Source organism: Arenimonas donghaensis DSM 18148 = HO3-R19 (assembly GCF_000743535.1).
GTDB classification, from domain to species: Bacteria; Pseudomonadota; Gammaproteobacteria; order Xanthomonadales; family Xanthomonadaceae; genus Arenimonas; species Arenimonas donghaensis.
This window is the reverse complement of the sequence record NZ_AVCJ01000001.1, coordinates 307,243-332,084: the sequence shown is the minus strand read 5'-3', so window position 1 is coordinate 332,084 and position 24,842 is coordinate 307,243. Positions and strand designations below refer to the sequence as shown.

Sequence of the window (24,842 nt, the reverse complement as noted above, 5' to 3'; positions counted from 1 at the left end):
CGACGTGTCTGCTCCCCACCCATTTCTTAGGAACGATTATCTCATTCTGACTCGGCCAATTGACCGGGTCATCAAGAGCCTGGTGCGCTGGCTTCAGCTAAACGTGCCGGGAACCATCGTTTACGGCCAGCGTCGCCTGGGTAAGTCTCATTGCGCCGAGTTCATCAAGAAGTACCTTTCGGACTTGTTGGGGTACAAGATCGCAGTGGTACTGATGTGCGTGCGATTCCACGATTCGTATCGCGAGAATGATTTCCTAGACGAGATTATGGAGGCGCTGGGAGAATCCACCCCCTCGCGGGCCGGGAAAGTGATGCGGCAGAAGGTAATTGTCAACCGGTTCTTGGTTCTGGCGCGCCGGTGTCCATACAAGAAGGTCATCTTGGTGCTGGACGATGCGCAGCGTTTGCAGAACATGCACTTCGAAATATTGATGACTCTGCAGAACGAACTCTACATGCAGTACAAGGTGATGTTGTTCACGCTGATGGTCGGTCAGCCTCAGCTAAAGACCAAGCGGGATCTGCTTATCGCGAGTGGTGAGAAGCAGATAACTGCCCGAATGATGGCTGACGAGATTGAGTTTGTCGGTCAGAGATCGCTTGAGGAAGTCAAATTTTCCTTTAATCGCATTGATCAGCATTGCTTTTACCCGGCGCGTAGCGGCACCACCTTCACACAGGGGTTGGCGCCGGAGGCTTGGGCGGCCGACTGGCGGCTAGGCAATGAGGCTGAACCCGTGTGGACGGCCTATACGAGTCGACGGGAGGAAATGAGGCTAAATCCGATTGAGGAAATCTCTATGGAGGCGCTGACGAAAATGGCCAGCTACATATTTCAGAACTATGCGAACCGGCCCGAGTTTACCGGACTGACACCGGAGCAGACGACTGATGTGGTCGACAGCGCGGGTATGTTGCAGCTGGAAGCGTTGGGTCAGGACGAGAACCCTGGCGGGGGCGAAGAGGAAGGAGCCGAGCAGACGGACGCGTCCTAGTTTAAGGAGAGAAAGTCTCGGATTGCGCGCTCCGGGCTACGCTGATCGCTGTTCTGTCACGTATTTCCATGTGGGACATAGGGCGAGTCGAGGCTTCGGGGGCGACTAAAAATCAGGCAATCAGCTTTGATCTTCAGCCACGTTGCGTGGTTCTTTCCGGGCTCGATAAAGGTGATGTCGACGATGTTATCCAACGATCTGAAAGTGTCGGATAGCCCAAGAGTCAACATTCGGGCGATCCTTTCGTGGTGTGGCTTCGCGGCAGCCACTACGATGACATATCGTACCGGCGCGCCCAGCTCCGTGGCGTCCGTCTCTGTCAGCCAAGCATTCAGGGCCAGGTCGCTAGAGGAGAGTGAGGCGACGACCGCGTGCACGAAGGAGGGTTCGCTCTGTGGCGGACGTAGATCAGGAGGATTTGAAAGCTCCATGCTTTCTGGAGTCCTGCCGAGTGGCTTGCCCTGCAGAAGGAGCTGTATTTCCTCCGGATAGAGGATGCACCAGTTGTCGTTTGGGTTGACGACGATAGTGGCCCCTTGTGTCGCGTGGAGGAGCTGGCGGCCTTGGATCGGTACCGTTTGGACGTTTCCGCCGCTGGCGAATTCGGATTTTCTGCGGTCGGTGAATACGGGGATAGCCAAGACCCCTTGCGGGGTTGTGAACTGGACGAGCGACAGCGTCGGGCCCCTTCGTGCTTCTGGCGAGTGAACGTAGAGTGTTCTTCCGAGCAATCGAGCAAACAGCACGTCTTCGAGTGACGGGTCGTCCACCGCTAGGGCGATTAGCTGATCTAGGGACAGAGATTGTGCGTCGCTCATGGGGCGAGCGCCACGGTTTTTCTTTGAGCCGAGCCGCAAGAGTGATTTCCGTCGGCACAGCTGACGCATGCTACGGCCCAGCATTGACGGGGTTCGCTACGGAGCATCTTGGGCGTCAGGGTCTGGTTTCGCGTCGGAGGGCTCGACCGGCTTCCCGGGGTCCGGTTGGGGGGAGGCGCTGGGAGTCGCCCCCGGTCTAAGGTTGCGCTGGTCATTAGGAAAAGGCTTGCGCGACCAGGCTTCGATGAACATGGCCATGTGAAACCGGTAAGCCATAGCCTCCGACGGCACAGGGACCCTATGGCGGGCAGCGAGGAGGGTTGCGTATGAGGTTTGCGCGTCCGTAGGGGGCTTGAGGTCCCAGTCCAGGCAATCCTGGAGGAGGCCTTCCAGTCGATACTCCAGCGACCTGACATAAGTATCCCGAACCGTGCGTTGGCGGATCCGCTCCCATTGCAGTGCAATGGCCTCCTCCAAAGCCGGGGAGACGTAGAGCTCGAGCGTCAGGTCCACGCTCGGATGGACCAGCAACAGGGGCATAGGCCGGGACCCGGTTAGGCGCATTCCGCCACCAGATGGTAAACCCAAAATACACATTTTTCATGTATTTGACCACGCCGCCTAGCGTGTCCGTCCAGAGAGGGCCGGACCGCGATGCGCAAGAAGACCATCTACGCCAAGGAATACCGGGACCTGGTCGATGGCCTTCGGAATATCCGTAAGGACCGTGGCCTGACTCAGGTCGCCCTTGCCGAGGCTCTGGGCTGGCCTCAGCAGCGCCTGTCTGCTGTGGAGAGCGGCTCCCGGCGCTTGGACGTCATGGAGTACTTCGTCCTCACTGACAAGCTTGGCTTGTCTCCCGAAAAGGCACTCGAGTTGATCCTCACCCTTCGTCCGAAGGGACGCGGCCGTTGAGCCTGTTGGCGCCAAAGGGTGGGGCGATTAGGGCAGCTTATCGGGGGTAGGGCTGGCTCATTGAGTCTTTTGCGGAGTGCTGATCAATGGTCTGGCCGCAACAGGCCGGCATCTCCCCGCGACCGAGCTCGCCGTCCTTGTCGGCATCGAGCCTGCCGAACACAAGAGTTGAGCAGGTGGCTGTCCCCAAGCACCGTCTCGAATGCCGAAACCGCATGACGGCCCTGCAGAATAGCATCACGTCAGGTCGGGTCGCGTCACTCGGCCTCAAGTTCTGCGATCAATTTCTTCATCTCGGCGATCTCGCTTTCCTGGGCTTTGATGATGCGGTCGGCAAGATCACGTACACGGGGGTCGGAAATCTCGGCCCGTGAGCTGGTCAGGATGGCGATGGAGTGATGCGGGATCATGGCCTTCATCCAGGACACGTCCTCGACGGTGGACTGGCTTCGGACCAGCCACAAGGCGCCCGAAAACGTTAGTACGGCCGCGGCCAGGATGGCAACGTTTGCCGTTTTGTTCGAATACATATTGAGCATGAACAGCAACATCACCACCGCCATGCTGGCGCCCATAACCAGCGACATGTAGAAGCGCGTCTCGCTGAAGTAAATGTGGTCGAGCGCGTAGTTGTTTAGGTACATCAAGCCAAACATCAGCGTGGTTGACGCCAGGATCATCAAGCCGAATCGTGAGTACTTCATGGGCTTTCTCCTTGATGTTGCGATGACGGGATGAAGTTCCCAGCGAGTAAATGCACGCTGCCTCCGGGCGCTGGGGGCCCGTGCGGCAGCCAGACTTGCGGAGGAGTCGTCAGGCATCGGTTCCGCGCAAGCGCAGAGCGTTGATGACCACCGAGACCGAGCTCAGGCTCATCGCCAGTGCCGCGATCATCGGGCTGAGCAACAGGCCAAACACGGGGTACAGCACGCCAGCGGCGAGCGGTACGCCGAGCCCGTTGTAAAGGAACGCAAAGCCCAGGTTCTGCTTCATGTTGGCGACCGTGGCCTCGGAAATCTTGCGGGCCTGGACGATGCCGCGCAGGTCGCCCTTGACCAAGGTCACCTGGCCGCTGGACATCGCGACGTCCGTGCCGGTGCCCATGGCAATGCCGACATCGGCCAGCGCCAGCGCCGGTGCATCGTTGATGCCGTCGCCGGCCATCGCGACGCGGCGCCCTTCGGCCTTGAGCTCGGCCACCAGGTCCACCTTGTCCTGCGGCCGCACCTCGCCGTGCACCTCGGTGATGCCCAAGGCCTTGGCCACGGCCTGCGCCGTGGTCTCGCCGTCGCCGGTGGCCATGATAATTCGCAGGCCCGCAGCCCGGAGTTGGTCGAGTGCTTCGGGCGTGGATTCCTTGATCATGTCGGCCACGGCAATCAGGCCGGCGGCCTGGCCATCAATGGCGAGGAACATCACGCTGGCGCCATCTGCCCGCAGCCGTTCGGCGTCCGTCTTTAGGGGCGTTACGTCGACGCCTTCCTCGGTCATCAGGGCGCCATTGCCCAGGGCCAGGGCCTGGCCGTCGACCCGCCCGCGCACGCCAATGCCGCTGGCCGATTCAAAGGCCTCCGGGGTCGACAAGCTCATACCGCGTTCTCGGGCCTCGGCCACGATGGCCGCTGCGAGGGGGTGCTCGCTGCCTTGGTCCAGGCTTGCGGCCATTCGCAGGACCTCTTCTGCAGTGAATCTCGCCAAGACCACCGTGTCGCGGTAGCTGGGGCGGCCTTCGGTCAAGGTGCCCGTCTTGTCGACGATGAGTGTGTCGATCTTGCGCAGGTTCTCGATCGCTTCCGCGTCCCGGAACAGGACGCCCGCACTGGCAGCCCGCCCGGTGGCGACCATGATCGACATGGGGGTCGCCAGTCCCAGCGCGCAGGGGCAGGCAATAATCAGTACCGCCACGGCATTGAGCACGCCGAAGACCCAGGACGGTTCTGGCCCGAATAGGCCCCAGACCAGCAACGTTGTCAGCGAAATGGCCAGCACCGCCAGCACAAACCAGAACGACACGGTGTCGGCCATGCGCTGCATGGGCGCCCGTGAACGCTGGGCATTGGCCACCAGCTGCACGATCTTGCTGAGCACGGTATCGGCGCCGACCTTGCCCGCCACGATGACCAGGCTACCGGTCGCATTTTGGGTGGCGCCGATCACGTGGTCGCCCGGCTTCTTGCTCACCGGCATCGGTTCCCCGGTGAGCATGGACTCGTCCACGCTGGACTGGCCCTCCACGACGTCGCCGTCGGTGGGCACGCTTTCGCCGGGACGCACGCGCAGGCGATCGCCGACGTGCACGTGGGTGAGCGGAATATCCTCTTCGCTGCCGTCGGCATTGATGCGCCGGGCGGTCTTGGGCGCCAGCCGCAGCAGTGCCTTGATGGCGGCCGAGGTTTTCGAACGGGCTTTGAGTTCCAGTAATTGGCCGAGCAGGGTAAGCGACACGATCACCGCTGCCGCTTCGAAATACACGCCAACCCGGCCGTGTTCCTGGAACGAGGCCGGGAACCAACCCGGCGCCAGGGTAGCCGCCACGCTGTAGCCGAACGCAGCGGCGACGCCGGTCCCGATGAGTGTCCACATGTTCAGATTGCCGGTGCGCAGCGAGGCCACGCCGCGCACGAAGAACGGCCAGCCGGCCCACAGCACCACCGGGGTGGTCAGGACCAGTTCGACCCAGGTCCGTACCAGGGGATCCAGGCCGGTGAAACGGTGCCCGACCATGGCCAGCACGAGCACGATCGCCGTCAGGGGCAAGGTGAACCAGAAGCGGCGCGTGAAGTCCGCGAGTTCGGGGTTGTCGTCGTCCTCGAGGGACGGCTGCATGGGCTCAAGCGCCATGCCGCAGATAGGACAGGTCCCCGGGCCGTCCCGGACGATTTGCGGATGCATCGGGCAGGTGTACTGCGTGCCGGGAAGAGCGGGCGCCGACGGCATTGCTTCGGCCTGGGGCGCATCGGCACCCGTGTAACGTCCAGGCTCAGCCAGGAACTTCTGGCGGCATCGCTCCGAGCAAAAGTGGTATCGGCTGCCCTCGTGCAGCACGAACAACGGGCCAGTCACAGCCATGCCACATACGGGATCCTTCGGCAGGTCTTCTGGGGGCGGTGAATTGCCCGGCGAATGGCTGGGGTGCTGGGTCATGTTCGCGGCTCCGGTCGTAGGTTGATGACGGATGCGTCTCGGCGCGATAGCGTCTCGTAGTGTTGCAATTTAGTGATGATCGCCTGGCGCTTTCGTGCGCGAGGACCAGTGGATATGGACGATCTTCCAGCCGGCGTCCGAGCGCTGGACCAGCATCGTCTCGGTGCTGAGCACGGTGACCGGCTTGCCGTCCTTGCTCAGGTGCAGTTCGCTCTCGCTGGCCACCCAGGCCAGTTCGCCGCTGACTTGGGCGGTGCGTCGCACCAGTTGGATGTGGGCGGTCTTCAGGAAGGCCGCGTCGCCTTTGGCGTGGCCACCCAGGTACTCGGCGGCGGAGCGTTCAGCGCCGCCGCTTTCCAGGATCAGCACGTTGGGATCGAGTTCGGCGCCGGCGGCGTCGAGCTGGCCTGCCACCAGTGCAGTGGAGAAGCGCTCGACGGCCGCGACCGCCGGCTGCGCCTTCGCCGGAATATTCAGCACTGGGCCGGCGGGCACATGTTTCGCCGTCGCGCCGTGGGCGTGAGGCGCGGTGGCGAGCTCATTGCCAAAGGCGGGGCTGCCGACAGCGGCAAGGGAGAGCACAGCAAGAGTGGCAATACGCTTCATCAAAGGAGCTCCTGTCAAAAGGTGATCAGTGGTCATGCGGCGGCGCACCGGCATCGTCATGCGCTGGCGGCTTGTCGTGGTCATGGGGCGTGGTTCCGGCATCGTCATGAGGCGCCGGGGCGGGAATGTCGTGGCCGTGTGGCGGCGAACCCGTGTCGTCGTGGGCGGCGGGAGCCGCGCCGCCATGGTGGTCGCCGCTGCCGCCGTCCATGCTCGCCATGCCGTCCATGCCGTTGTCGTGCAGCATGCTCTCGCCGCCGCCGTGGTCATGCCCGCCGCTGCTGGCCACCAGGGCCTGATATTGCTCGGGGCTCAACGCAGGCATTTTCTGCAGGAACGCGACCATGTTCCAAATGTATTCGTCGGACATGCTCTTGCCCCAGGCAGGCATGCCCGACGCCTTGATGCCGTGCTTGATGACCCAGAACGCACGCGCCGGATCGGGCGCGCCAAGCTCGGCCAGGGCGGGCGGCGCGGGGTACAGCCCTTGGCTGAGCTCAGTCGCCGCCATTCCCGGGGCGAGGTGGCAGGTGGTGCACATGGCGGCGTAGTTGCCGGCGCCGCTTAGTACCTGCGCTTCGTCGCCCAGCGTCGGCACCACAACGTCGTGCGAACGGACGGCGATGGCGCGATCCCGGGCCGTTTCAATCAGCTTGAAGACGGCCGATGAATGCGGTTGATCGGCGCCCGGGTGAATCGCGCCGAAGTAGACGCCGCCAGCCACCGCCGCGACACCGAACACAATGATGATCAGACCGCTCTTGATAAGTGACATGACTAGGACTCCTGGTTAAGTGGGGCGCCGCAGCGGGCTGCCAAACGAAGGATCGCCACTGAGGCGGCTGGCGACCGTGCCGGTGCATGCCTGTCCTGGCCTGGTGCGGGGAACGCGCCCAGCCAGTGGCGGCGCGCCATACCAGACGAGTAGAAGGCTCTCACAGGCCAATGGAGTAGTCCGGCGTTCATGAGGTCCCCTCCGGCAAGCTCAGGTCGGGCGCGGGCCGGCCGCGGGGTCCCAACAGCTCTCGACGCTTGACCAATGCATAGATGACGGGGATCACCACCAAGGTAAGGATCGTCGAAGACACCATGCCGCCGACCATCGGAGCGGCGATGCGCCGCATCACTTCCGAGCCGGTGCCCGTGCTCCACATGATCGGCAGCAGGCCGGCCATGATCGCGACCACCGTCATCATCTTCGGGCGTACGCGCTCGACCGCGCCCTCGACGATGGCGTCGGTGATATCGGCCAGCGTCAGTGCCTCGCCTTTCGCCTGCCGGGCCTTGGCGCGGGCGTCCAGGGCGTGGTCGAGGTAGAGCAACATGACCACGCCGGTCTCGGCGGCGACGCCGGCCAAAGCGATGAAGCCCACGGCCACCGCGACGCTGAGGTTGTAGTCCAGTGCCCACATCAGCCAGACGCCACCGACCAGTGCAAAGGGCACCGACAGCATCACGATCAGCGATTCGGTGACGCGCCGGAAGTTCAGGTACAGCAGCAAAAAGATCAGCGACAGCGTCACCGGCACCACGATCTTCATCTTGGCGATCGCCCGCTGCATATACTCGTATTGACCGCTCCAGGTCGCGTAGTAGCCCGGCGGGAAGGTGACCGCCTTGGCTACGGCCTCCTGCGCCGAGCGCACGTAGGCGCCCATGTCCGCGTCGCGCGTGTCGACATAGATGTAGGCCGAGAGCAGGGCATTCTCGGTGCGGATCGAAGGCGCGCCCTTGCTGACCGTGATCCGGGCCAGTTCGCCCAGGGGGATCTGGGCACCGTCCATGGTCGGTACCAGCACCTGTTGCGCTATCGCCTCGGGACTTTCACGCAGCTCGCGCGGGTAGCGCACGATCACGCCAAAGCGCTCGCGCCCTTCGACGGTGGTGGTGACCCGCTCACCGCCCAGCGCGGCCGCAATGACATCCTGGAACTCGCCCACCGTGATGTTGTAGCGCGCCAACTGGCGCCAGTCAGGCACAATGTCCAGGTAGAAGCCGCCAGTCAGCCGCTCGGCGTAGACACTGGTAGTGGCGGGCACCGTGCGCACGGCGGCCTCGATCTCCTTGGCCAGGCGTTCCATCTCGACCAGGTCGGTCCCGAACACCTTGATGCCGATCGGGGTACGGATGCCGGTGGCCAGCATGTCGGTGCGGGCCTTGATGGGCATGGTCCAGGAGTTGGCCACGCCCGGGAACTGCAGCGCCTGGTCCATTTCGGCGATGAGCGTGTCGATGTCCATGCCCTCGCGCCACTGGTCCTCGGGCTTGAGGTTGATGACCGTTTCGAACATCTCCAGCGGTGCCGGGTCGGTGGCGGTCAGCGCGCGACCGGCCTTGCCGAAGACCGACTCGACCTCCGGAAAAGTCTTGATGATCCGGTCCTGCTGCTGGAGCAGCTCGGCGGCCTTGGTCACCGACATGCCCGGCAGGGACGAGGGCATGTACAGCAGGGTGCCCTCGTTGAGCGATGGCATGAACTCGCTGCCCAGTCGGGTCGCCGGCCAGAGGGTCCCCAACAAGGCAACCAGTGCCAGCACCAGGGTGGCTGCCTTGTGCCGCAAGACAACGGCGATCACAGGCCGATAGACCGCGATGAGGAAACGATTAATGGGGTTCTTCGCTTCGGGCAGGATCTTGCCGCGTACGAACAGCAGCATCATTACCGGCACCAATGTGACCGACAGAAGCGCAGCTCCGGCCATCGCAAACGTCTTGGTGAAGGCCAGCGGGTGGAACAGGCGGCCTTCCTGTGCCTCCAGCGCGAACACGGGCAGGAAGGACACGGTAATGATCAACAAACTGAAGAACAGCGCCGGGCCGACTTCCCGGCAGGCATCGATAATCAATTGGATGCGGGGTTTGCTGCCGTCGTCGCGCTCGATGTGCTTGTGCGCGTTCTCGATCATCACGATAGCGGCGTCCACCATCGCCCCGATGGCGATGGCGATGCCGCCCAGGCTCATGATGTTGGAGTTCATGCCCAGCAGGCGCATCGCCAGGAAAGCAATGAGCACGCCGACCGGCAGCATGATGATGGCCACCAGGGCGCTGCGGACATGGAACAGGAAGATGATGCACACCAGGGCAACGATCAGGCTCTCTTCGATCAGGGTCCAGCGCAGGGTGCTGATGGCGCGGTGGATAAGATCCGAGCGGTCATACACGGTGCGGATTGACACGCCTTCGGGCATGCCGGGGCTGATCTCGGCAATCTTCCTTTTGAGGCCCTCGATCACCGTCAGGGCGTTCTCGCCGTAGCGCGCCACCGCGATGCCGCCGACCGCCTCACCCTCACCATTGAGCTCGGTGATGCCGCGCCGTTCGTCAGGCACCAGTTCGACCCGGGCCAAGTCGCCGATCAGCACGGGGGTGCCGTCCTCGGCTTTGACCACCAACTGCTCGATGTCTTCAATGCCACGCAGGTAGCCGCGGCCGCGGATCATGTACTCGGTCTCGGCCATCTCCAGTACCCGGCCGCCGACGTCGCGGTTGCTGCTGGCAATCACCTCGGAGATGCGCGACAGGGGTACGCCGTATTGGCGCAGGCGTCCAGGATCCACCGTGACCGAGTACTGGCGCACGAAGCCACCGACGCTGGCGATTTCGGACACGCCCGGCGCCGTGGCGAGCTGGTAGCGCACATACCAGTCCTGGATGGCGCGCAGTTGGTCGAGCGACCACTGCTCGCCTTCGAGCACGTACTGGTAGACCCAGCCCACGCCCGTGGCGTCGGGCCCCAAGGTGGGGGTCACGCCCTCGGGCAGTTGTTTGGAGGCGAAATTGAGGTACTCGAGCACCCGGGAACGCGCCCAGTAAATGTCCGTGCCGTCTTCGAAGATCACATAGACAAACGACGCGCCAAAGAACGAGAAGCCTCGCACCACCTTGGACTTTGGCACCGCCAGCATCGCCGTGGTGAGCGGGTAGGTGACCTGGTCCTCGACCACTTGCGGCGCCTGGCCGGGCACCTCGGTGAACACGATCACCTGCACGTCGGACAGGTCGGGCAGGGCATCGAGCGGGGTCTTGGCCACGGCATAAATGCCGGCAGCGGTGACCGCGATCGCCATCACCAGCACCAGAAAGACGTTGCGGACCGACCATTCAATCAGGCGGGCCAGCATTTCACTGGCCTCCCGCATGATTTGAATGACCCGAATGCGGGTCTGGCTCGGCGGGAGCATCCTCGGCCGCTGCCGGCGGTGTGGTGCCTGCGTCCATGCCTTGCAATGCCGCGCGCAGGTTGCTCTCGGCATCGATCAGGAAGTTCGCCGACACCACCACCGACTCTCCGGCCTCGACGCCTGACAGCACGGCAACGCGATCGCCTGCACGCGCTCCCAATTGCACGGTGCGGGGCGCGAACCGGCCGGGTTCCGTCTGTACCAGCACGACCTGCCGGGTGCCGGAATCAATCACCGCCGAGCGAGGGATCACGACGGTGGCTTCGCTGGCGGTTCCGACCAGGTCCACATCTCCGAACAGACCGGGACGCAGCACGCCGTCGGTATTGGCCAATTCAATGCGTACGCCCACTGTGCGGCTGGCCAGGTCCACTACTGGCTGGATGAAGCTGACCAGGCCTTCGAAGGTTTGCCCCGGCAGGCTCGGTGTCTGGAAAGTCGCCGCGCCCCCGACCGCCAGGTTGGTCGAGGCTGAGGTCGGCACGTCGGCCACGACCCAGACCGTGGAAAGATCCGCCAGGCGCAGGATGGTCTGGCCGGGCTCGAAACGGTCGCCTTGAACGACCAGTTTCTCGACGACCACGGCGTCAGCCGGGGCCGTGAGCACCAGGCGTGCATCGCTGCCAGACCGCGTTACCTGCGCGCCGCTGATATCCCAGTTGCGCAGCCGGGTCCGCGCCGCATCGCGCAGCTGCCGCATGGTCGCGGCGCTGGCTGGATCACCTTCGGCCAGGCGCTCAGCGGCCGCGTCGGCGATCTGATATTCGCTCTGCGCGGCCAACAGCTCGGGGCTGTACAGGGTCATTAGCGGCTGGCCACGCTTGACAGTTATACCCGTCTGGTTGGCGTACAGCGTCTCGATCCAGCCTTCGAACTTGGGAGCGATCACGAACTGACGGGTCTCATCGACCTGCACGGTTGCGCTCGCACGCACCGAACTGGCCAATGACTCCCGGACGGCCAGCTCGGTGCGGACGCCGAGTTTCTGGACCTTGTCCGGCGGCAAGACCACGGTGCCCGGCTCGGCGGCCGGTTCGCCGCCAGCGAACACCGGGATGTAGTCCATGCCCATGGAGTCCTTCTTGGGTACTGGCGAGGTATCCGGCAGCCCCATCGGGTTGCGGTAGTAAAGGACCTCGCGCTCGGCGGGAGCCGACGATGCGCCGGGTGCCATTTCCCCATCAGGGGCCGTCGCCCGACCCATCCACCACCCGGCACCGAGGGCGGCGGCGACGGTGATCACCAATACAGTCCAGGTCATGCGGTTCATTCGACACTCCCAACAATGGCGCGCACAGCGGCAGCACCCAAAAATTCATCGCGACGGACATCGATCCGTGACAGATCCGCGCCCTGCCACGCCTCCAACGCCTCCAGCAGCGTCCCGAAGTCCACGTCGCCGACCCGGTAGCTGGCCAAGGCCGATTCGAAGTTGGCCTGCGATTGCGGCAGCAGGGTTTGCTCGATCAACTGGCGCTGATCGCGGGCGCTGTCGGACTGGGCCCACGCCTGCCCCAACTGGCCCTGCAGATCGTTGCGAAGGGCCTGAACGCGGTAGCGCGCGGCATCGCCCATCAACACCGCCTCGCGCTCGCGTTCGCGCCGGGCGCGTTGCTGCAGCGGGATCTCGACCTCAAGCATCAGCTCCAGGCCATCAACTCGGTCGTCGCGCTGCATGGCGCCCAAGCCCAGCGTGATATCCGGAAACCGCTGGCGGCGCTGCAATTGCGCCGCGGTGTCGGCAGCCGCAGCTACCGCCAGACGTGCCTGCAGGGCAGGGTGCTGTGCGTTCTCCAGCCCGGCCAAGGCCTGGGCCAGCGAGCCGGCCGGTAGTCCCAGTACCGGCTCACCAGCCGGCTCGGCCAAGGGCGCGTCGGCGGGGCGTCCCAACACCGCGTTGAGCATTGCGGCCGCCTCGCGCCGGGCGGCCAGGCGTTCGATCCGTTCGCGTTGCATGCTGGTGCGCGCCACTTGGGCGCGGATCGAATCCTGCTGCGCGGCCACGCCCAGGCCGTAGCGAATGCGGGCGACCTCTTCGACCTGGCCCAACAGTTCAATCAGCCGGTCGACCACCACGACACTTTCGCGGGCATGCCAGTAGCGAACGTAGGCCTGTTCCGCCTGCGCCAGCAGGCCAAGCGCGGTCGCGTCGCGCTCCAGACGCATGGCGTTGGCTTGCTGTCCGGCGATGTCGCGGGCCAGGCCGCGTTTGCCCCAGAGCGGAATGGACTGCTTGACCCGGTAAAGAGTCGAGCCAACGTTGCCAGGCAGCAGGGTAGGGCGATCAGGGTCGATTTCCCGCAACTCGATCGCCCCCATCGGGTCCGGCAGCGCCCCGGCCGGGTAGATGCGGGCCTGCGCGGCCTCGGCTTCGGACTGCATGGCTTGCAGGTCCGGATTGTTGGCCATGAGCCAGTCGCGAACGGACGCTATATCAGCGCCGGGAAGCGGCGTCCGGGCAAAAGTCGCCGGCGCGAACGCCAGCAACGTCGCCATAGCCAGGGCCCGCAGCGCGATACCGCGTGACGGGACGGGGCGGCGCCCCGAACTGGAGCAAGTGGAGGTGGATCCCATGGTGTTCGCCTTGCACGGACTGCAAACCAAGTGGCTCGCAGGGGTGGGTCGGACGGCACCGGCCGCGGGACGCGGCCGAACCGATGTCTCCGGCGTCGGCGCATAGCGGCGCCGGCCGGTCATCGGCGAGGGATCAGATCAACAGAAGGCTGGCGGGGTGCGGAGTAGGTCGATGCCAGGACCCCATGGGTCCGGGTGGTTGGGCGGCATCCGGCGCTTGGGGCAGGTGCTGGACGCACACGACCGGAATGGCCGGCAGGAGCCCCAAAGCGGGTACGGCCAGCACGCGGCTGACATCCGGGCTCAGGTCCCCTCGGCTGCAATGTGAATCGCAGACCGGCGAGCTGTCGGCCATCGAAGACGAATGGCACGGGGCCGCCTGGGGCCCGGCATGATCAGCCTGCGCGACATGCGTGCTGTCCATCGCCATGCTGGCCAACGTGCAGGCAGGGTGGCTGGCCAGCAGCATCTGCGACCACAGAAGCGCAACTATCGCCAGGAGCGAGAGCGGGGTACGCAGGCGTTGGCGGCGGAATCGCTTCATCGATGGGGTGCAGAGTACGGTATTTGGTAGCAAAAGGCTTGAGCTGCGTCAATTGACTCGGTCTTTCGCTACGACAAGCGGAAGGGCGCATGGTTCAGAATCCGGCTGTAGATCAACGCGATACCCTCTGATGCGTGACTGCCGCTGCCGGTTTGCCGTCCACTAGACAGGAGAGCCTCGCACCGTGACCGTTGTCACCCAGCTCACCATTCGCCGCGTCTCGGAGCGGTGCGCCATGCGTCGAAGCCGTTACCGCCGAAGCCTTGCACCGCGACTGCTTCTGCGTGGCCGTCGATCCAGACGCGGTTCGCGCCCAGCTCTGCGCAATGGGTGGGTGCCGCCCGTCGGGCGGCACACGTCGGCTCATCCTGCTGCCAACCGACCGTCTTCATCCCGGTGCAGCAGGCGATAAAGCGCCGGCAAAACCAGCAGAGTCAGCAGCGTCGAAGAAACGATGCCTCCGATCACCACCGTGGCCAGAGGGCGCTGCACTTCCGCGCCTGCGCCGACGTTGAAGGCCATCGGCACGAACCCGAGCGAAGCCACCAGCGCAGTCATCAGCACCGGTCGCAGCCGGCCCAGCGCGCCGTCGCGGATCGCATCGTCCAGCCGGTAGCCTTCTTCCCGCAGCTTGCGGATGAAGGAGATCATCACGATGCCATTGAGCACCGCTACGCCCGAGAGCGCGATGAAACCCACGCCCGCCGAGATCGATAGCGGGATATCCCGCAGCCAGAGCGCCAATACCCCGCCCGTCAGCGCCAATGGCACACCGCTGAAGATCACAGCGGCGTCCCGGCCCGAGCCGAAGGCCATGAACAGCAGCCCGAAGATCAGCACTAGGGTCACCGGCACCACCACCGACAACCGCTGGCTGGCAGCGATCAGTTGCTCGAAGGTGCCGCCGTAGTCCACCCAATAGCCCGGCGGCACGGCAACCTCGGCATCGATGCGCTGACGAAGCTCCGCCACGAAACTGCCCAAATCGCGTCCTCGGACATTGGCTGTCACAACGATGCGGCGCTTGCCGTTCTCGCGATTGATCTGATTGGGGCCCTCAACGATCTCTAGGGTGGCGAGTTCCCGCAGCGGCACGGTGGTCGGGTTGCCGCTTGTCCAGTTCGCGCCGCGGCTGGTTTCATCATCCTCGCCCTCATGGGAGGGCAGCGGCACCGGGAGGTCGGCCAGGCGTGCCGGGTCGGCCCGCAACGACTCTGGCAGTCGCACCACGAGGTCAAAACGCCGGTCGCCCTCGAACAGCTGGCCGGCCACCGTGCCGCCCACCGCCGTTCCCACGGCATCCTGCACCGCGACCTGGTTAAGTCCATACCGGACCAACCCTTCGGGGTTGGGTGTTATGGTCAAAAGCGGCAGCCCGGTCGCCTGCTCGAGCTTGACGTCGGCGGCACCAGGCACGGACTTGGCGACCGCCTCGAGCAGTTCGCCGACTTCCACAAGTGTCGCAAGATCATCGCCGTAGAGCTTGATCGCGACGTCCGCGCGGACACCCGAGATCAGCTCGTTCATGCGCATCTGGATCGGCTGGGTGAACTCGTAGTTGTTGCCTGGCAGCTGTTTGACGGCCACCTCGATCTCGGCCACCAGCTCCGCCTTGGTCTTGCGTGGGTCAGGCCACTGTTCGCGTGGCTTGAGCATGATGAAAGTGTCTGCCACGGATGGCGGCATCGGATCGGTGGCCACTTCGGCCGTACCCAGCTTGCCGAACACCCGCGCGACCTCGGGGAACTGCTTTATGCGCGCCTCCAGGGTGGCCTGCATGGTCACGGCCTGACCCAGGCTGGTGCCCGGAATGCGCAAGGCGTGCAGAGCGATGTCGCCCTCGTCCAGGCTGGGGATAAATTCCGAACCCAGGCGCGACGCCAGCAGACCGAACACGACCACCAGGGCGGCCGCGCCGGCCACCACCGGGATCCGGAACCGAAGTGCCCAGTCCAATGCCGGACCATAACCTCTGCGGACGGACCGCAGCACCCGGCTTTCCTTTTCCTGCACCTTGCCACCCAGGAATACCGCCACCGCCGCCGGCACGAATGTCAGCGACAGCAGCATCGCTGCAGTCAGCGCCAGCACGACGGTGAAAGCCATCGGATGGAACATCTTGCCCTCGATCCCGGTGAGTGCAAACACGGGCAGGTAGACCGCCGCGATGATTGCCACGCCGAACAGACTGGGCTTGATGACCTCGGCGGTGGCTGAAGCGGTGAGATCGAAGCGCTCCTCCCGGGTCAGTAGCCGGCCCAGCGCGTGCTGGCGGTCGCCGAAGCGGCGGATACAGTTTTCAATGATGATCACGGCACCGTCAACGATCAGGCCGAAGTCCAGTGCACCCAGGCTCATCAGGTTGCCTGAGACACCGCCACGCACCATGCCGGTGATAGTAATCAGCATCGTGATCGGGATCACGGCCGCCGTGATCAACGCGGCCCGGAGGTTGCCCAGAAGGAGCAGGAGCACCACGATCACAAGCAGCGCGCCCTCGACCAGATTCTTGGTAACGGTGGCGATGGTCCGGTCGACCAGCGAGGTGCGGTCGTACACGGCTGTGGCCTTTACGCCGGGCGGAAGGGACTTCGACACCTCCGCCAGTCGCTCGGCCGTGGCGCGGGCCACTGCGCGGCTGTTTTCGCCGACCAGCATGAACACTGTTCCCAGCACAACCTCCTCGCCGTTCTGGGTCGCGGCGCCCGTGCGCAGCTCGGGGCCTTCGCCGACCTCCGCGACATCGCCGACCCGGATCGGCACGCCGTCCCGGCGATCGAGCACGATGCGGCGCAGTGCCTCGAGGTTCGCCACCTGGCCGGGCACGCGCACCAGGTATTGCTGTCCGTTGCGTTCGATGTAGCCCGCGCCGATGTTCTGGTTGTTGCGGGCGACAGCATCGACGACGTCCTGAAGGGTGAACCCGTAGGCCACCAAGCGGGCGGGATCCGGTGTGACATGGATCTGCCGGGCAAAGCCGCCGATGGTGTTGACCTCGGTCACGCCAGGCGTATTGCGCAGCTGCGGGCGCACCACCCAGTCCTGCAGGGTGCGCAGGTCTGTGGCTGTCCACGGCGTGCCGTCGGGCTTGGTCGTCCCCGGTTCGGCTTCCACCGTGTACATGTAGATCTCGCCCAGACCCGTGGCAACGGGTCCGAGTTCGGGCTCCAGTCCGGGTGGCAGCTGCGACTTGGCCTGCTGCAATCGCTCCGCCACCTGCTGGCGGGCGAAGTAGATGTCGGTGCCGTCTTCGAACACCACCGTCACCTGCGACAGCCCGTAGCGCGATAGCGAGCGCGTGTATTCAAGCTTCGCCAGACCCGCGAGGGCCGTCTCGATGGGAAAAGTCACCCGCTGCTCGGACTCCAGCGGCGAGTACCCAGGTGCTTCGGTGTTGATCTGGACCTGCACGTTGGTAATGTCCGGCGTGGCGTCGATCGGCAGCTTGGTGAAGCTCCAGACGCCCAGCGCACACAGCGCTGCCGTCAGCAGCAGCATCAACCACCGGTGCGCGATCGCGAACCGGATGAAACGTTCGAGGAAGCCAGGCTGCTCAGTGGTCATGCGAGGCCCCCGACTTCTCGATGTCGGCCTTCACGAGGTAACTCTGCGCTACCACCACCGGATCACCGGCCTTCAGCCCGGACAGCACCTCGACATTGACGCCATCGCGGCGACCCAGCTCCAACGGCCTGATCTCGTAGTCGTCGCCAAAGCGCACGAACACAACGTCCCAGTCACGGAACCGCTGCAGCGCCGCCAGGGGCACCATCAGGTCCACCGGCTGCTCGGCCACGGTGACGCGGGCGCGCACTGCGGCCCCCGGCCGCCAGCGCCCATCGGCGTTATCGACCGTCGCACGAGCCACCGTGCTTTGACTGGCGGTCGCTGTCCCGGGCAGCACGCGGTCGAGCGTGGTGCGGGCGCTGACGCCATCGCTGAGCCGGGTCACTTCGACCGGCATTCCGGGCGTGATGTGCTGGGCGTCGGCGCCGAACAGGTGCAGGTCCACCCACAGCGCGGACAGGTCGGCGATTTCGAACAACGGCTGCTCGCCCGCCAGGTCGCCCACGGCGACATTGCGTGCCAGCACGGTGCCGCCCAGCGGCGCGGTCACCGCGTAGTCCGACAGGCTGACGTTGCTCTCGACCATGGCCAGCGGCTGGCCGGCGCGCACGGTGTCACCCAGGCCGACCCGCACGGCCTTCACCGGCCCCGGGAAGCGGGCTACGACGCGGGCATGCCGGCCTTCGATGGGCGTAAGCAGGCCCTGCACGTCGTGTTCGTCGCGGATCACGCCGGGACCGGCCGGGGCGACGTCGATGCCGGCGTCCTTGGCCACGCTGGCCGGAATGGTGGTGCGGCCTTCGTAGCTGGGGAAGGACCAGGTCATTGCCTGGCCGTCAATGCGTGCGGTGACGGCCACGTCGAACGAGTGCGGTTCGTACACCTCCAGGCTGCCCAGCAAATAGTCTTCCCTGGGGGTAAACGTGTGCGTATCGGTGATGTCGCCCAGTCGGGAAAGGACGACGGTCAGCTCGCCGGCGGTCGGCGGCAGCGGCTCGCCGTCCCTGTAGAGCCAGGCGCGATATTCGGGCGGTACACCCTCCTCGAAGATCGCCAGCTCAACGGTGTAGGGGCCTTCGGTGAGCAGGCGGCCGTTGTGGGCGCCCTTGGCGGGCTCGGCCTCCGTTTCGGCGTGGTCGTCGTGGTCAGCGCCTTCGCCGTGGGCGTGGGCATCGGGCTCGGGGCCGCCGCAGGCCGCGAGGCCCAGAATGAGTAGGAGGGGCAGCAGGAAAGGGCGCAGGGTCATGGCGTGGTCTCGCTCGGGGCGCGGTCCGCGAGCACGAACGGCTCGGCGGTCAGGCGCTGGATTTCGATCAGGGCGCGATGGAAGTCGCGGGCGGCGGCGATGCGGTCGCGGCGGGCGGACAACAGCTCGGCCTGCAGCTGCGCCCACTCCAGGTAGCTCAGCGCGCCGGCGCGGTAAGCCTGGCCGGCGGCGGACTCGGCGCGCTCAAGCGCCGGCAGCACCTTGTCCGTGGTCTGGCGCACGGCCAAGGCATCGACCTGCAGGCGGCCGTGGGCTTCGGCCAAGGTGGCACGCAGGTCCAGTTCACCGGCCTCGCGTTCGAGGGCCAAGGCGTCGAGCTCGGCGCGGGCGGCCCGTATCCCGGGCTCGGCCCGACGTCGATTGCCCAGCGGCACCGACAGCCCGCCCATCAGCGCCCAATCGTCGCTGCCCTGCAGCCGGCGCACGCCGACCTGCCATTCCAGGTCCGGGCGCGACTGTGCCTGGGCCAGCTGAAGGCGGGCCTCGCGCACGCGGGCTTCGCTGGCGAAGCGCTGCAGTTCAGGGGTGCGTTCAAGCAGCGACGCAAACGACGCGAAATCGGGCGTGGCTGGCAGGGTGAGCAGTTCCCCGGCCACCGGGCCGGTCGGCTCACCGCCCCACATCAGGGCCAGGCGACGGCGCGCCGCGTCGACGGCCGCTTGCGTGCGGGCGAGTTCGAGTTCGGTGCGGGCAAGCGCTGCTTCGGCACCCAACTGCACCGAGGACGGCGAGGCGCCGGCGGCAACTCGACGACGGGCGGCATCGGCCGCCTTGCCGCGCTGGGCCAGGGTTGCTTCCAGCGCGGTGGCTTCCTCCTGCAGCGCCAGGACGTCGAGATAGCGCCGGGCGACTTCGGCCAACAGATCCAGACGGCGGGCCTCGGCTTCGACGTCCAGGCCGGCCATCCGCGACTGGGCGAACCCGATCCTGGCCTCGCGCCGGGCCGGGGACTCCAGCACGGAGCCCAAACTCAGGGTCAGCTCGGCGCCGTCCGCGCCGCGGTAGTCGCCGCTGCCCAGCACGTTCTCCAGGCTGGCGCCGGCCACCCACGCGGGCTTCTGCGCTGCTATTTCAACTTCTGAGGAAACGATGGCCTGCTCCAACGGCAGGCGGCGAAGGTCGGGATGACGTTCAAGGGTGAATGAAAAAGCCTGGCGCAGGTCCAGTGTCGTGGACGGTGCGGCGGCCCACGCCGGAAGGGCGAGAACAGCGCAGCACCACAGGGCGGCCAGCGCCGCCTTGGCGTTCAACATGGGATTTCTCCGGAATCGGGCAAGCGGGGCGAAGCCCCGGGGGACGTGAGGGCGTCAGGCCGTGATCGGAGGGCGCAGGAATCGGGAGAAAGTGGAGGGGGTGTGCACGGGCAGGCTCACCCGTGGCGCTAGAGACTGGAGCGGGTGAGGCGTCCAAGTCAGCATCGGAACCGGGACGGCGCTGGCGTGCAGGCAGCAGTCAAGCGCATGCAGCAGGCCATCCAAGGTGCCGGGGGCCAGCGACTCCCCAGCTACCGCGTCATCCAGGACACCTGCGGCGGCATCGGCAATTGCATGCTCGGTTTCGTGCATTTCATGCGCAGCCGAAAGCACGGGCTGCGCCAGCAGGCACAGCACCGTCAGGCCCCAGAACAGGCTTCGCACGGAGTGCAAAAGTGAGCGCAGAGACAGAGTCATCGCGAGGCAGGGTAGCGGGTTTGGTGGCGGCAACACAATTTCAGGCACCATGTTCATCAAGCACGGCCTGCAGATCCGGCGGCACGGGCATCGGCTGGGTCGCGGGCACATTGGCGCCGCCGGTGTTGCCCACCGGCACCCAAAGGCGCGAGAACAGCGCGGCCGCTACGATACGCGCCGCCTGCCCCCGGATCTCGCGTCCGTCGCGCCGTTGCCAGCCAATCTGCAGCATCGCGAGATGGCTCTTCATATGCAGCCACGTACGCCGTTGACCGAGGATGTGGGCGCGCTCGAGATGGTGGAAGGCGAGATTCAGGTCACCGCCGCGTCGCGCGGCTTGGGCGAGCTCCCATTCCTGCGCGAAGGCTTGATCCAGTCGCGTCATGGTGTCGTCTCCTTTGAGCAGGCTGCTGCCGGGTGGCGCCAGCCCGGCCAGGCCTCGCGCAGCACTTGCCAGGACGTATGCAAAAACAACATGGCGATGAGGGTCCCGATCACGATGTCAGGCCAGGCACTTCCCGTCAGCGCCACGATACCCGCGGCGCCGATCACCCCGGCATTGCTGGCCAGGTCGTTACGCGAGCACAGCCAGACCGAGCGCATGTTCAGGTCTTCACCCCGAAAGCGCATCAGCAGTCTGAAACAGGCCAGGTTGGCCAGCAGAGCTATTGCCGCCGCCCCGGCCATCAGGGGCGCCAGCGGTTCGGCCCCGAACAGGAGCCGGCGCCCGACTTCTGCCAGCACCACCAGCCCGAACAGACCCTGCAGCAAGCCCTTTGCCACGGCCGCTCCATTCCGCCGGCGAAGGCTGCCGCCGACGACGGCCAGGCTCAGGGCATACACCCCGGCATCGCCCAGGCTGTCGAGCGAATCGGCCTGCAGGGCGCTGGAGTCGGCCCACCAGCCCGCGGTGAACTCTCCGATGAACAGCGCCGCGTTGATGACCAGCACGGTCCACAGGACCCGGCGCCGGGTGGCGTCCTGGAACTGGCTCAGGCTTTTGGCGGTGTCGTTGCAGTGACATCCGGACATGGCGCTTTCTCCATTGGAGGCGCTACCCTAAAGCCTGTAGTCGCTACAGGGTCAAGCCCCTTGGGAGGTGCGTCTTGAAGATCGGGGAGGTCGCGGCCGCAAGTGGCTGCCATCAGGAGACCATCCGCTACTATGAACGCATCGGGTTACTGCCGCGCCCAGCGCGCACTGCCGGCGGATATCGGGCCTATACGGGTCAGGACGTGGAGCGAATCCGGTTCATCACACGCGGCCGGGATCTCGGCTTCAGTCTGGACGAGATCCGAAGCCTGTTACGCCTGGCCGAGGATCCTGAGCTGTCCTGCGAAGAGGTGGATTCCTTGGCGCGGCATCATTTGAGCGAGATTCGGGCCAGGCAGAAGGAACTGCAGCGCATTGCCCGCGAACTGGAGCGCACCATTGCAGGCTGCGCCGGTGGCCGTCGGGGCACCTGCGCGATACTCAAGGTATTGCAGCAACCCGCATCCCAACCCTCTAATCGGAAGCGCACCGAAAACGTGCATCGTCTGCCCTGAGGAAGCTTTTCCTCACGATAAGGAAACATTCAATGGGTATGGGTCACAGTGCCGTGAACTGAAGCTAATTCTTGAGAGGCCCATGAGCCAGGAAAATATCGACGTTGGAACATCCAGCCAACGTAGGATCCTCTGGATAGTTCTGGCACTGAACGTCGGATTGGCTGCAGCGTTCGCCGTGACCGGCCTTTCCGCCGATTCCAGTGCTTTGATCGCCAACGGTTTGGACAACCTATCAGACAGCGTGGTGTACGTGATCACTCTGCTCGCATTGAGCCGATCACTTGTGTGGAAGCGCGGTGCTGCTCGCGTATCTGGGATCTTGTTGATCCTGTTTTCGGCGGGGGTGCTGTTCGACGTCGCGCGGCGGTTCCTTACCGGCACCGAGCCGATTGGCAGCATGATGATGTGGATGGCTTTGGCTGCGGCCGCAGTCAATCTCCTCTGCGTTTGGCTTCTCAAGCGCATCCGTCGTCCCGATGTGAACATCCGCGCCGCAAGCACTTTCAGCACCAATGATTTCGTCGCGAATGCAGGTGTCCTTGTGGGCGGCGGACTCGTGCTCTGGCTGGATCAATCATGGCCGGATCTCGCGGTTGGAGTTGCAGTCGCGGGTATCGCGTTGAAGGGCGGCTTTGAAATACTTCATGATGCCCATCTTGAGACGGACAAGCACAGGAAGCATGTAATTCAATGACAGCCGCGAAGTATATTTCCTGGCCCGTCATGTCCACTTCCGGCCAATTCTTTTGAAACACGCGGTTCGATTGGACGACCAGTCGCGTGACGCTCGCGACAGTTCACTTCTGCGCGGTAAGCAGTCATCTGGAGAATCAGAAACATGCTGTCGCGAGCACCGCCCAGTGCAAATCCGAGGCAACATCTCGCAGCCCGGGTTTTTCAACAGAATAGGCCGAAAGGAGACGGGCCAGGCCGGGGATTAGGACACGTTATCGGGGGTGTGGACCGGGGTCGGTCGGCCCTTGGCTCGACGTCACCAGCCCCTTTTGCAGCCACGGAGCCGTGCTCTGCGCTAATCTCCAGGAAGTACAGGGCAATGGGGCATGCGTGCCAGACGTCGTCAATATGTGAGTCGACTCTCAGGCTCAGGACGTAGCCGACGGTTTACTGCGCGCTGGCAGATGGGTGCGGTTGAATCGCCCCGGTGTTCTCTTTAGAACTCAGGGCGATTCATTAGTACCAGTGCGGCTACTTTGCGTGGGGCCATGAATGGAACTGGAAATTACGAGAGCGTTCTACACACTTAGCACGATCGCGCAGGCGTTAGCTGCCATCATGGGTTTAGTGTCTGCGGCGGCGCTATTTAGGCTTCAGTCAATTGATTCGCAAATGCGCGAACTAGCTGAGCCGCTGGTGCGCGTAGTAAGAAGCAATCCTGGGTTGTTCGACTATCGCCGAACTGATGAGGTATTGGAGTCCATTGCTAGGGGGTATTTTTATGAGGGCGCAAGGCTCCTCAGAGACCTCCTGATAGCTACGCCGGCAGTGAAGCTTAATGAGCTTGAGCAGAGATACTTGATAGATCTGCGGACACTGTCCCGGTGGCGGCCTCGGATTGTGAAAGTTCTCGTCGGATTGTTGCTTCTTTCAAGTGTCGTGATTTTTCTCTCCGTCACTTCGATGTATGGGGTCGGTCAGCCATTTCTTGTTGCGTGGACCAATGAACTGGTTGCGTTGTGTCTTGTGCTTTTCGGCGTAGCCCTTGTCGGGAATATCCAGCTGGTTCGACTAATTATTTCGGAGAGGTAGTAGGCTTTGCCCCCTCCTGCAGTTAGGTTTCCCTTGCGTAAGGGGCAAAGTGGGGCAGCTGCTGACGCTGTGTTTCTGCATCGGCCAGCGAAATCCCCGCCGCCGTCAGCTAGCCGCTTCTCGAAGCGGCGTTGTGTCGGCGTATAGCTGGTGAGCGCGCGCGTTTAAGGGCTGGCGAGGTAGCCGTAGGGCTGTTGCGCTCGACGGGCTCCGTATCTCGGTGCTGGAACCCGGGGCAATCGAGGATTGCTGTAACGACGTGGAACTCCAAGACGGCGGCAAGGTGTTTCCCGATCGCGTTGTCGGTCGGTGCGCTGCCGCGACGCACGAGCACGACTTCAGCTTCGATCCCGCGCTGCTACGGGGATGCACCCTCTTGCCGCTGCCGCGCGGCACCTGACGGGCCGGCGCCGCGGATCCTAGCCACCAGCGCTTTGCCTACCCCTCGAACCGCGAGTAGGTCGGCGTCCGTGGCTGCGTGCACGTCTTCAATCGACTTGATCCCAACCTCGAACAGGCGCTTGGCTGTCGTTGGGCCGACGCCCTCGAGCTCGGTCAGCCGCAGGTAGAAGAAGCTTTCGGGAAAGTCCGGGTAGTAAGCCGTGAGCTTGCTCCAGAACCGCTTGAACGCTGGCGATTCCTTGGGCACCTGGCGCAGGAGGCGGAGCTTCTCCATCTCGTCGCCGGGGCCTTCCACGATTGCGCGGAACGCCTTCAGAAACGGGAGGTAGTCTGCGGGCGCTACGGGGCCGGCGTCACTGGCATGTGTGGCGCCTTGCTGAAGAAGATCACCCAGCTCGTCCTTCGTCTTTGGTAGCCAGATCCCGTGTGCCTGGCCACCGTAATCGGGTGCCTGCGATGGCGGGCCACGGAACACCTCGCCGTGGTGTTCGAGTATCCATAGGGGCGTGCGCACCTGAAGCGTTGCGCTGAACTGAACTCCATCCAGGATGTCGCTGTTCGCGCCATAGAACTCGTCGCCGGTGAAGCTCACCGATCGCGCGACATCAGTCGCGGCGGGCGGCCGGGCAGCTGGGGCGCCGAGTAGCTTACGGATCCAGTCCCACATAGTGGTCTCACTCTTTTGGAGCCCATCTTGGGCCACCTCGATCGTGTCATACAGCACGACTGTCAGTTGGCTGGCTCCACCTGCACCACCCTGACTACGGTATCGAACTCAAAGCAAGTCCCCTTAAGTGCCGATCTGGCAAGTGAGCAGGCCGGTTGACCTCAACTCGG

General features: G+C 64.5%; 20 protein-coding genes. 5 read left to right on the top strand and 15 right to left on the bottom strand.

All coding sequences use genetic code 11. The features are described from left to right. Positions 1 to 4 precede the first annotated feature (4 nt). Positions 5 to 997, top strand: a complete 993-nt coding sequence (locus N788_RS01585) for an ATP-binding protein (RefSeq protein ID WP_160171900.1) — start codon at positions 5 to 7, stop codon at positions 995 to 997. 56 nt (positions 998 to 1,053) lie between these two features. Here N788_RS01585 and N788_RS14170 read toward each other — a convergent pair whose 3' ends face one another. After that, positions 1,054 to 1,815, bottom strand: coding sequence for an SseB family protein (locus N788_RS14170; RefSeq protein WP_160171899.1), 762 nt, complete (start codon positions 1,813 to 1,815; stop codon positions 1,054 to 1,056). A 654-nt stretch (positions 1,816 to 2,469) separates the two neighbouring features. Here N788_RS14170 and N788_RS01575 point away from each other — a divergent pair. Continuing rightward, a complete protein-coding gene (locus N788_RS01575) occupies positions 2,470 to 2,730 on the top strand; it encodes a helix-turn-helix domain-containing protein (protein ID WP_034220264.1) in 261 nt (86 codons plus the stop codon). A gap of 257 nt (positions 2,731 to 2,987) precedes the next feature. Here the strand turns inward: N788_RS01575 and N788_RS01570 are convergent, their stop codons facing one another. From N788_RS01570 to N788_RS01510, 13 genes are all read right to left on the bottom strand, one after another. Continuing rightward, complete coding sequence (locus N788_RS01570; protein WP_034220262.1) at positions 2,988 to 3,434, bottom strand: DUF305 domain-containing protein; 447 nt, start codon at positions 3,432 to 3,434, stop codon at positions 2,988 to 2,990. Between the two features lie 109 nt (positions 3,435 to 3,543). Further along, positions 3,544 to 5,874 carry a heavy metal translocating P-type ATPase gene (locus N788_RS01565; protein WP_084695821.1) on the bottom strand — a complete coding sequence of 777 codons (2,331 nt, stop codon included), beginning with the start codon at positions 5,872 to 5,874 and terminating at the stop codon, positions 3,544 to 3,546. Between the two features lie 69 nt (positions 5,875 to 5,943). Beyond that, entirely contained in the window at positions 5,944 to 6,480 is a 537-nt protein-coding gene (locus N788_RS01560) for a YybH family protein (protein WP_034220260.1), read from the bottom strand. 25 nt (positions 6,481 to 6,505) lie between these two features. Next, the gene (locus N788_RS01555; RefSeq protein ID WP_051924234.1) at positions 6,506 to 7,255 is read right to left on the bottom strand and encodes a c-type cytochrome; all 750 of its coding nucleotides are present in this window, start codon (positions 7,253 to 7,255) and stop codon (positions 6,506 to 6,508) included. 187 nt (positions 7,256 to 7,442) lie between these two features. Then, on the bottom strand, positions 7,443 to 10,604 hold the full coding sequence (locus tag N788_RS01550; protein WP_034220259.1) for a CusA/CzcA family heavy metal efflux RND transporter: 3,162 nt from the start codon (positions 10,602 to 10,604) through the stop codon (positions 7,443 to 7,445). A gap of 1 nt (position 10,605) precedes the next feature. Beyond that, a complete protein-coding gene (locus N788_RS01545; protein ID WP_084695820.1) occupies positions 10,606 to 11,934 on the bottom strand; it encodes an efflux RND transporter periplasmic adaptor subunit in 1,329 nt (442 codons plus the stop codon). After that, the gene (locus N788_RS01540) at positions 11,931 to 13,073 is read right to left on the bottom strand and encodes a TolC family protein (RefSeq protein WP_244444064.1); all 1,143 of its coding nucleotides are present in this window, start codon (positions 13,071 to 13,073) and stop codon (positions 11,931 to 11,933) included. The genes N788_RS01545 and N788_RS01540 overlap by 4 nt, the downstream gene beginning before the upstream one ends. Positions 13,074 to 14,145: 1,072 nt before the next feature. Continuing rightward, positions 14,146 to 17,346: an efflux RND transporter permease subunit gene (locus N788_RS01535; protein WP_034220257.1), complete on the bottom strand. Its 3,201-nt coding sequence runs from the start codon at positions 17,344 to 17,346 to the stop codon at positions 14,146 to 14,148. Then, on the bottom strand, positions 17,336 to 18,595 hold the full coding sequence (locus N788_RS01530; protein ID WP_034220256.1) for an efflux RND transporter periplasmic adaptor subunit: 1,260 nt from the start codon (positions 18,593 to 18,595) through the stop codon (positions 17,336 to 17,338). The genes N788_RS01535 and N788_RS01530 overlap by 11 nt, the downstream gene beginning before the upstream one ends. Continuing rightward, positions 18,592 to 19,869, bottom strand: a complete 1,278-nt coding sequence (locus N788_RS01525; protein WP_034220255.1) for a TolC family protein — start codon at positions 19,867 to 19,869, stop codon at positions 18,592 to 18,594. Before N788_RS01525 ends, N788_RS01530 begins: the two co-directional genes overlap by 4 nt. 54 nt (positions 19,870 to 19,923) lie before the next feature. After that, complete coding sequence (locus tag N788_RS01520) at positions 19,924 to 20,343, bottom strand: hypothetical protein (RefSeq protein ID WP_152560325.1); 420 nt, start codon at positions 20,341 to 20,343, stop codon at positions 19,924 to 19,926. Further along, positions 20,327 to 20,671 carry a DUF3703 domain-containing protein gene (locus N788_RS01515; protein ID WP_034220251.1) on the bottom strand — a complete coding sequence of 115 codons (345 nt, stop codon included), beginning with the start codon at positions 20,669 to 20,671 and terminating at the stop codon, positions 20,327 to 20,329. The genes N788_RS01520 and N788_RS01515 overlap by 17 nt, the downstream gene beginning before the upstream one ends. Next, positions 20,668 to 21,318, bottom strand: a complete 651-nt coding sequence (locus N788_RS01510) for a cation efflux transmembrane domain-containing protein (RefSeq protein ID WP_034220249.1) — start codon at positions 21,316 to 21,318, stop codon at positions 20,668 to 20,670. Before N788_RS01510 ends, N788_RS01515 begins: the two co-directional genes overlap by 4 nt. Before the next feature lie 74 nt (positions 21,319 to 21,392). Here N788_RS01510 and N788_RS14165 point away from each other — a divergent pair, with 74 nt between their 5' ends. The 3 genes from N788_RS14165 to N788_RS14520 all read left to right on the top strand — a co-directional run bounded on the left by N788_RS14165 (position 21,393) and on the right by N788_RS14520 (position 23,603). Next, positions 21,393 to 21,833, top strand: coding sequence for a MerR family transcriptional regulator (locus N788_RS14165; RefSeq protein ID WP_084695819.1), 441 nt, complete (start codon positions 21,393 to 21,395; stop codon positions 21,831 to 21,833). A gap of 82 nt (positions 21,834 to 21,915) precedes the next feature. Continuing rightward, positions 21,916 to 22,530 carry a cation efflux transmembrane domain-containing protein gene (locus N788_RS01505; protein WP_051924231.1) on the top strand — a complete coding sequence of 205 codons (615 nt, stop codon included), beginning with the start codon at positions 21,916 to 21,918 and terminating at the stop codon, positions 22,528 to 22,530. Positions 22,531 to 23,063: 533 nt separating this feature from the next. After that, positions 23,064 to 23,603 carry a hypothetical protein gene (locus N788_RS14520; RefSeq protein WP_152560324.1) on the top strand — a complete coding sequence of 180 codons (540 nt, stop codon included), beginning with the start codon at positions 23,064 to 23,066 and terminating at the stop codon, positions 23,601 to 23,603. A 358-nt stretch (positions 23,604 to 23,961) separates the two neighbouring features. Here the strand turns inward: N788_RS14520 and N788_RS01500 are convergent, their stop codons facing one another. Further along, a complete protein-coding gene (locus tag N788_RS01500; protein ID WP_034220247.1) occupies positions 23,962 to 24,729 on the bottom strand; it encodes a helix-hairpin-helix domain-containing protein in 768 nt (255 codons plus the stop codon). Positions 24,730 to 24,842 lie beyond the last annotated feature (113 nt).

Coding starts and splice junctions, on each gene's coding strand:
- N788_RS14170 (WP_160171899.1), bottom strand. CDS start 1,815: ATGAGCGACGCACAATCTCTGTCCCTAGATCAGCTAATCGCCCTAGCG.
- N788_RS01575 (WP_034220264.1), top strand. CDS start 2,470: ATGCGCAAGAAGACCATCTACGCCAAGGAATACCGGGACCTGGTCGAT.
- N788_RS01570 (WP_034220262.1), bottom strand. CDS start 3,434: ATGAAGTACTCACGATTCGGCTTGATGATCCTGGCGTCAACCACGCTG.
- N788_RS01565 (WP_084695821.1), bottom strand. CDS start 5,874: ATGACCCAGCACCCCAGCCATTCGCCGGGCAATTCACCGCCCCCAGAA.
- N788_RS01560 (WP_034220260.1), bottom strand. CDS start 6,480: ATGAAGCGTATTGCCACTCTTGCTGTGCTCTCCCTTGCCGCTGTCGGC.
- N788_RS01555 (WP_051924234.1), bottom strand. CDS start 7,255: ATGTCACTTATCAAGAGCGGTCTGATCATCATTGTGTTCGGTGTCGCG.
- N788_RS01550 (WP_034220259.1), bottom strand. CDS start 10,604: ATGCTGGCCCGCCTGATTGAATGGTCGGTCCGCAACGTCTTTCTGGTG.
- N788_RS01545 (WP_084695820.1), bottom strand. CDS start 11,934: ATGAACCGCATGACCTGGACTGTATTGGTGATCACCGTCGCCGCCGCC.
- N788_RS01540 (WP_244444064.1), bottom strand. CDS start 13,073: ATGGCCAACAATCCGGACCTGCAAGCCATGCAGTCCGAAGCCGAGGCC.
- N788_RS01535 (WP_034220257.1), bottom strand. CDS start 17,346: ATGACCACTGAGCAGCCTGGCTTCCTCGAACGTTTCATCCGGTTCGCG.
- N788_RS01530 (WP_034220256.1), bottom strand. CDS start 18,595: ATGACCCTGCGCCCTTTCCTGCTGCCCCTCCTACTCATTCTGGGCCTC.
- N788_RS01525 (WP_034220255.1), bottom strand. CDS start 19,869: ATGTTGAACGCCAAGGCGGCGCTGGCCGCCCTGTGGTGCTGCGCTGTT.
- N788_RS01520 (WP_152560325.1), bottom strand. CDS start 20,343: ATGAACATGGTGCCTGAAATTGTGTTGCCGCCACCAAACCCGCTACCC.
- N788_RS01515 (WP_034220251.1), bottom strand. CDS start 20,671: ATGACGCGACTGGATCAAGCCTTCGCGCAGGAATGGGAGCTCGCCCAA.
- N788_RS01510 (WP_034220249.1), bottom strand. CDS start 21,318: ATGTCCGGATGTCACTGCAACGACACCGCCAAAAGCCTGAGCCAGTTC.
- N788_RS01505 (WP_051924231.1), top strand. CDS start 21,916: ATGAGCCAGGAAAATATCGACGTTGGAACATCCAGCCAACGTAGGATC.
- N788_RS14520 (WP_152560324.1), top strand. CDS start 23,064: ATGGAACTGGAAATTACGAGAGCGTTCTACACACTTAGCACGATCGCG.